This is a genomic window from Nonomuraea sp. NPDC049504, from assembly GCF_040676845.1.
Taxonomy (GTDB): domain Bacteria; phylum Actinomycetota; class Actinomycetes; order Streptosporangiales; family Streptosporangiaceae; genus Nonomuraea; species Nonomuraea salmonea.
Genome location: NZ_JBFAPT010000049.1, coordinates 44,938 through 51,487, shown reverse-complemented (window position 1 = coordinate 51,487; position 6,550 = coordinate 44,938). Strand labels below are relative to the sequence as shown.

Below are 6,550 nucleotides of genomic sequence, written 5' to 3'. Positions count from 1 at the left end.
GGGAGGGTGTGGGAGAGTAGGTCACCGCCGCACAAACTTTCAAGGAAAGGGCTCCGACACCAGGTTCTGGTGTTGGGGCCCTTTCCGCATGTCCGAACCCCCCTTCTTTTCCGCATGCCCCGGGGGTCTTTGGGGGCTGGGGTTTTTTTCGGTGTGTTCCCGGTCTTTTTTGGAAGGTCGCGGTCCCGTCGTCTGGGCGGGCGTCTTCGGGGGTCGCCGTTTCTTCGGGTGGTGGCGGCTCCTGGCGCTGGTGCCGGTTGTCGGGGTTCGGTCAGTGCTTTGTATTCGGGGCGGGCGGCGGTTAGGCGGTGTCCTGGGTTGCGCGGTGGTTGTTGTGGGGATGAAGGCTCGGGCCGAGGTGGGTCCGGGCCTTTTGCTTTTCCCGGGGACCGGGCGCCTGGGTGGGGCGTACGGACTGCTGTGGGGGGTCAGTAGGGTTGAGGGGTGGATTATCGTGCGGTAGAACGCGCGATCATGGATCGTGGCGTCGAGTGGGATTTCGAGCCGACGCTCGATCGGATCGCGGCCCTTCTTGACCTTCTCGGCTCGCCGCAGCGGGCGTACCCGGTCATACACATCGCCGGCACCAACGGCAAGACGAGCACGGCGCGGCTGACCGAGGCGCTGTTGCGGGAGCGCAACCTGCGGGTGGGGAGGTTCACCAGCCCGCATCTGGTGTCGATGCGCGAGCGGATCACGGTGGACGGGGAGCCGCTCAGCGAGGAGCGGTTCGCGCAGCTCTATGAGGAGATCATCCCGTACGTCGAGCTGACCGACACCCAGGGGCGGCGGATCCAGTTCTTCGAGCTGCTGACGGCGATGGCGTTCGCGGCGTTCGCCGACACGCCCGTCGACGTCGCGGTGGTCGAGGCCGGCATGGGCGGGTCGTGGGACGCGACGAACGTCGCGGACGGCATGGTGTCGGTCATCATGCCCATCTCGCTCGATCACACCGACCGGCTCGGGCCCGACATCCCCAGCATCGCCGCCGAGAAGGCGGGCATCATCAAGCCGGGGCAGACCGCGGTGTTCGCGCAGCAGGAGCTGGCAGCGGCCGAGGTGCTGATGCGGCGGGCGGCCGAGGTGGGCGCGGTGGTGGCGCGTGAGGGCCTGGAGTTCGGGGTGATGAGCCGTGAGGTGGCGATCGGCGGGCAGCTGGTCACCCTGCGCGGGCTCAAGGGCGTCTACGACGACGTCTACCTCCCGCTCTACGGGGCTCACCAGGCGAGCAACGCGGTGTGCGCATTGGCCGCCGTCGAGGCGCTGACCGGAGGTGACGATCCGCTGGACGTTGATCTGGTGCGCCAAGCGTTCGCTCAGGCCTCGTCGCCGGGGCGGATGGAGGTCGTGCGGCGTACGCCGACGGTGGTGATCGACGCGGCGCACAACCCCGGCGGCATGCAGGCGACGCTGGAGGGGCTGCATGAGGCGTTCGACTTCGCCAAGGTGATCGGCGTGGTCGGCGTCATGCGCGACAAGGACGTCGAGGCGCTGCTGGAGCTGCTTGAGCCGATCCTCGACGAGGTGGTGCTCACGCGTAACTCCTCGCCCAGGTCCATGCCGGTGGATGAGCTCGCGGCGCTGGCCGTGCCGCTCTTCGGCGAAGACCGCATCCGTGTCGTCGAGCGGCTCGACGACGCCATCGACCAGGCCATCGGCATCGCTGACGCCGACGGCGAGTTCAGCGGCACCGGCGTGTTCATCACCGGGTCCGTCGTCACGGCGGGCGATGCGCGGCTGCTGCTCAAAGCGGACGGAAAGCCATGAAGTTCGAGGTCACCCCAGGCATGCGCAGGCTCGGCGGCACCGTGCTCGGCATGGAGGCCATCGTGGTCGGGCTTCTTACGCCGGTGGCGATCAGCGGCGGGGTCGCGACCGGGCTGGCGGTGACGGTCGGCATCGGGCTCGCGGTGCTGTGCGTGGTCATCGCGGGCCTGCTCAAGTGGCCGTTCGGCTACGTCGCGGGGACCGTCGTGCAGGTGCTGGCCATCTGCACGGGCTTTCTCGTACCGACCATGTTCTTCCTGGGCGCGATCTTCGCCGCACTGTGGATCACGGCGATTATCGTCGCTCGCCGTGTCGAGGGCGCTACTTCCCGCTAAAGTCGGCCGGTATGGCCGTCCCCCCAGACACGCGGCCGCCGCTTCAGGCGCGCCTCAGTCGACCCTGGTCGCTCGACATCCTGCTCGGGCTCCTCATCGTGACGTCGCTGCCCCTGGCGGTGGTCGCGGTGCCCAACACGCTCTCCGTCGTCGCCGGGCTGCTGCCGGACGATCTCGACCAGGCCGGGCTCATGCGTACGCACGGGCTCGCCCTGCCCGCCCTGATGCTGGCGGTGCCGCTCGCGGTGGCGTTGAGGCGGCGGGTGCCGGCGGCGCCGCTGCTGGTCGGCGCGCTCGCTCTGGTGGCGCTGTCCGACGCGGCGGGTGGTTACGCGGCGTCGGAGCTCGTCGTCGGCGTGGTGCGGGTGCTGCGCGGCGCCGGTTCCGGCGCCGTCATCGCCGTCACGCTCGCCGCCGCCTGGCACCGGGCGCCGGTCCTGCGCGGGTTGTGGGCGGGCGTGTTCGCGCTCAGCCTGCTCACCGCACAGGCGCTCGCGCTGTGGCCGCTCGACGAGGTGACCAGCTGGCGGGTGACGTTGCAGCCGTATCCGCTGGTCACCGGTATCGCGCTGGCGCTGGCGGCGGTGCACCTGGTCGTGTGGCTGGTGCTCGGCAGGCCCGACGGCGACCCTCTCGAGAACGGCGAGCTGAAGCGGTTGCTGCTGGCCGTGGCGCCGGTCGCGGTGGTCGCGGCTGCGGCCGTCAGCACGGCGAGCGCGGGGTGGCGGTCCGGAGCCGTGGTCCTGCTGGCGGCGCTCGCGGTGGCGGGGCTGCTGGCGCTGGCGTCCATCGGGGGCGCGGTGCGGCGGGTGTCGGCGTACACGATGGTGGCCGTCGGCGTGGTGCTGCTGCCGAGCGCGGCGCAGATCACGCTGGTCGAGATGGGCGGGCTCGGCGGGCCGGGGCTGCGCGGATTGTGGGTGCCGTACGCGGTGGCGGGGGTGCTCGCGATCGCGGCCGCGGTGGCGGTGCGGCTGCTCGGGCGGGGTGGCCGGCGGTGGCTCGCGCCGCTGGGGCTGCTCGCCGTGGTGGGCGGGCTCTGTTCGGTACGGCTGGTGGTGCCGTCGGCCGACGGGATGGTGCTGGCGGTGCCGTTCACGCTGCTTGCCGTGGGTGCGGCGGTCGCGATCACGGCGGTGCTGCAGGACATCGGGCTCGGCGCGGCCGTCTACGGGCTGACGCTGTGCTGCACGGGAGTGCTGACCGGGTTCCTGCTCGGCGCGGGCGTGCAGATGGCGATGCTGGACGGCGTACGGTCGCCGCAGGAGCTGGTCGACGGGTTCGTGGGAGCGTTGCACTGGTGGGCACTGATCAGCGGGTTCCTGGTCGTGGCGATCATCGTGCTGGCTTCGCTGATGGCGCGGCGGCCCGGCAAGGAGCCTGCGGTGCCGGAGGGGCCCTGTGCGGGGCCGTCCGAGCCCGGCGACGTGCTGCTCGTCAGTGCGCCGGTCGACGATGACCGCGCTGACGATGACCGCGCTGACGATGACCGCGCTGACGGTGATGCGCCGCAGGTGGCGGCGCCCGTCGTGAAGTGGGGGGCGTTCGGTGGGGCGGGCAAGCCGGCGGTGCCTCCTCCTGGGCAGTCGCCCGAGGATGCCGGGTCAGGATGAGCGGCTACCGCGGAAACGAGGGCAGGGGCGCGGTAACGGTAAGCTGAGGGCCCTGCTACGGCGGCGCGTGGGCCCGTGCCCCGCGACGCGACCTCGCGGCCGGGCGGGTGCCTGCAGCCGCGACCACACCCATGTTCGAAGGAGAACCCCACGTGTCCGAGCGCACTCTTGTCCTGATCAAGCCCGACGGGGTTAAGCGCGGCCTCATCGGTGACGTGATCGCCCGTGTGGAGCGCAAGGGCCTCAAGGTCGTGGCGATGGACCTGCGCACCCTCGACGCCGACACCGCCAAGGCGCACTACGCCGAGCACTCCGAGCGGCCGTTCTTCGGTGAGCTGGTCGAGTTCATCACCTCCGGGCCGCTCGTCGCCATGGTCCTGGAGGGCCCGCGGGCCGTCGAGGCCTTCCGCGCGCTGGCCGGCGCCACCGACCCGGTCAAGTCCGCTCCCGGCACGATCCGCGGCGACCACGCCCTCGAGATCGGCGAGAACGTCGTCCACGGCTCCGACTCGCCCGAGTCGGCCGCGAGGGAGATCAAGATCTTCTTCCCGGACCGGTTCTGACCGATCCGCACTTTCGAGCCCGCGCAGTTCCGGCTGCGCGGGCTTTCCTGTCGGCGGGGCGGCGTATGGTTCTGACATCGCAAGCGCGGGATGTTGATGACGGGGATTTTGCCGGCGGGTTGCCGTAGGGTGCGGAGAGATCGCTGAGTGGACCGTTCCAGGTCGCGATCGGATGTTGTGGTGCAATCCGGGCAAAGCTGCGGTTGAGGTAGGGGCTGGAGATTTTTGACGGGCGCGATGGCTCATTGCGCGCATCGGTGGGTACGTCACGTTACGATTCGAATTCATTCCGTAGTCACTCGCGAACGACGTTACGGAGGGCTCCGTTCCCCATGGGCAGCAAGCTCGCGTTCCTCGGCCGTGACATGGCGGTCGACCTGGGCACCGCCAACACGTTGGTCTACGTGCGTGGCCGCGGCATCGTGCTCAACGAGCCGTCAGTCGTCGCGATCAACACGGCTACCAGCAAGATCGTGGCGGTCGGCATCGAGGCGAAGCGGATGATAGGCCGCACGCCAGGCAACATCATCGCGGTCCGTCCGCTCAAAGACGGCGTGATCGCAGACTTCGACGTCACCGAACGGATGCTGCGATATTTCATCCAGCGGGTCCATCGGCGACGCCATTTCGCCAAGCCGCGCATCATCATCGCCGTGCCGAGCGGCATCACGAGCGTGGAGCAGCGGGCCGTGAAAGAGGCCGGCTACCAGGCGGGGGCCAGGAAGGTCTACATCGTCGAAGAGCCCATGGCCGCGGCCATCGGCGCCGGGCTGCCGGTGCACGAGCCGACCGGCAACATGGTCGTCGACATCGGCGGCGGCACCACCGAGGTGGCCATCATCTCGATGGGCGGCGTGGTCACCAGTCAGTCGATCAGGATCGGCGGCGACGAGCTCGACCAGGCGGTGATCGCCTTCGCGAAGAAGGAGTTCTCGCTGATGCTGGGCGAGCGCACCGCCGAGGAGATTAAGATCGCCATCGGTTCCGCCTGCCCGATCGGCGAGGAGTCGCACGCGGAGGTGCGCGGGCGCGACCTGGTCAGCGGGCTGCCGAAGACCGTCATCGTGTCCAGCGAAGAGATCAGGAAGGCCACCGAGGAGCCGGTCAACGCGATCGTCGACGCGGTCAAGACCACGCTCGACAAGTGCCCGCCCGAGCTGTCCGGCGACATCATGGACCGCGGCATCGCGCTCACCGGCGGCGGCGCCCTGCTCAAGGGGCTCGACGAGCGGGTCAAGGCGGAGACGGGCATGCCGGTCCACCTGGTCGACAACGCGCTCGACTCGGTGGCCATCGGATCGGGCAAGTGCGCGGAGGAATTCGAGGCCCTGCAGCAGGTCCTGGTTCCGGAGTCGCGGCACTGATGAGAGATTCGCGCCGTGCCCGGCTGATCCTGGGAGTGCTGCTGGCGGCGGCACTCGTCATCCTGACCGTCGACCACCGCACGGGTGACAGCTCGCCGCTGCGCCCGCTGCGGGCGGCCGGCGCCTACTTGTTCGGCACGGCGGAGCAGTTCGGCAACGTGGTGGTGCGGCCTGTCGGGGCGTTCTTGCACGCGATCGTCACCGCGCCGGCCGCTCAGGAGCGCATCGAGACGCTCAAGGAGGAGAACGCGAAGCTGCGGGCCGGGCTGGTGGCGGGCAAGCTCGACGCCGATCGGTCCAAGGAGCTGAAGAAGCTGATCGGGCTGGCCGGCACCGGGGGCTACAAGATGGTCACCGGCAGCGTGATCGCGCGGCGCGGGCTGCCGGGGTTCGAGGACGCCGTGCAGATCGACGTGGGCGCCAGTGACGGGGTCCGGCCGGAGATGACCGTCATCAACGGCGACGGGCTGGTGGGGCGGGTGGTGCACACCACCTCGCGTACGTCGACGGTGGTGCTGGTCAGCGATCCCGCCTCGTCGGTGGGTGCGCGGCTCGAGGGCGGCAAGGAGATCGGCGTCGTGCACGGCGTGGGGGAGCACGGGCGGCTGGTGCAGTTCCGGCTGCTCGACTCGACGGCGCCGATGAGCAGGGGCGGGCGGATCGTCAGCTTCGGGTCACAGAACTGGCGGCCGTACGTGCCGGGGGTGCCGATCGGGGTGATCGAGCGGGTGGAGTCCACGCCCGGCGAGCTGACCCGCATCGCCTACGCGCGGCCGTATGCCGACCTGACGGCGCTCGACGTGGTCGGTGTGGTGGTGGAGGCGCCGAAGCGGGACCCGCGTGACGCGGTGCTGCCCGCGAAGGAGACGGCCCGGTGACGGGGCGCCTGCATGGTCACGGGACCTGCG

The 6,550-nt window shown here is 70.2% G+C and carries 6 protein-coding genes; all 6 read left to right on the top strand.

The window, feature by feature from the left end; genetic code table 11:
• The first annotated feature begins 474 nt into the window (after positions 1-474).
• The 6 genes from AB0K28_RS48855 (at position 475) to mreC (ending at position 6,520) form a co-directional block, all read left to right on the top strand.
• Positions 475-1,767, top strand: coding sequence for a folylpolyglutamate synthase/dihydrofolate synthase family protein (locus AB0K28_RS48855; RefSeq protein ID WP_345409326.1), 1,293 nt, complete (start codon positions 475-477; stop codon positions 1,765-1,767).
• Positions 1,764-2,102 carry a DUF4233 domain-containing protein gene (locus AB0K28_RS48850; RefSeq protein ID WP_345387969.1) on the top strand — a complete coding sequence of 113 codons (339 nt, stop codon included), beginning with the start codon at positions 1,764-1,766 and terminating at the stop codon, positions 2,100-2,102. The genes AB0K28_RS48855 and AB0K28_RS48850 overlap by 4 nt, the downstream gene beginning before the upstream one ends.
• Positions 2,103-2,113: 11 nt before the next feature.
• Positions 2,114-3,715 carry a hypothetical protein gene (locus AB0K28_RS48845; protein ID WP_364384716.1) on the top strand — a complete coding sequence of 534 codons (1,602 nt, stop codon included), beginning with the start codon at positions 2,114-2,116 and terminating at the stop codon, positions 3,713-3,715.
• A 152-nt stretch (positions 3,716-3,867) separates the two neighbouring features.
• Positions 3,868-4,278, top strand: a complete 411-nt coding sequence (gene ndk / locus AB0K28_RS48840; RefSeq protein ID WP_020546379.1) for a nucleoside-diphosphate kinase — start codon at positions 3,868-3,870, stop codon at positions 4,276-4,278.
• 332 nt (positions 4,279-4,610) lie between these two features.
• A complete protein-coding gene (locus tag AB0K28_RS48835) occupies positions 4,611-5,642 on the top strand; it encodes a rod shape-determining protein (RefSeq protein WP_345387961.1) in 1,032 nt (343 codons plus the stop codon).
• Positions 5,642-6,520 carry a rod shape-determining protein MreC gene (gene mreC, locus AB0K28_RS48830; RefSeq protein WP_364384711.1) on the top strand — a complete coding sequence of 293 codons (879 nt, stop codon included), beginning with the start codon at positions 5,642-5,644 and terminating at the stop codon, positions 6,518-6,520. The genes AB0K28_RS48835 and mreC overlap by 1 nt, the downstream gene beginning before the upstream one ends.
• Positions 6,521-6,550 lie beyond the last annotated feature (30 nt).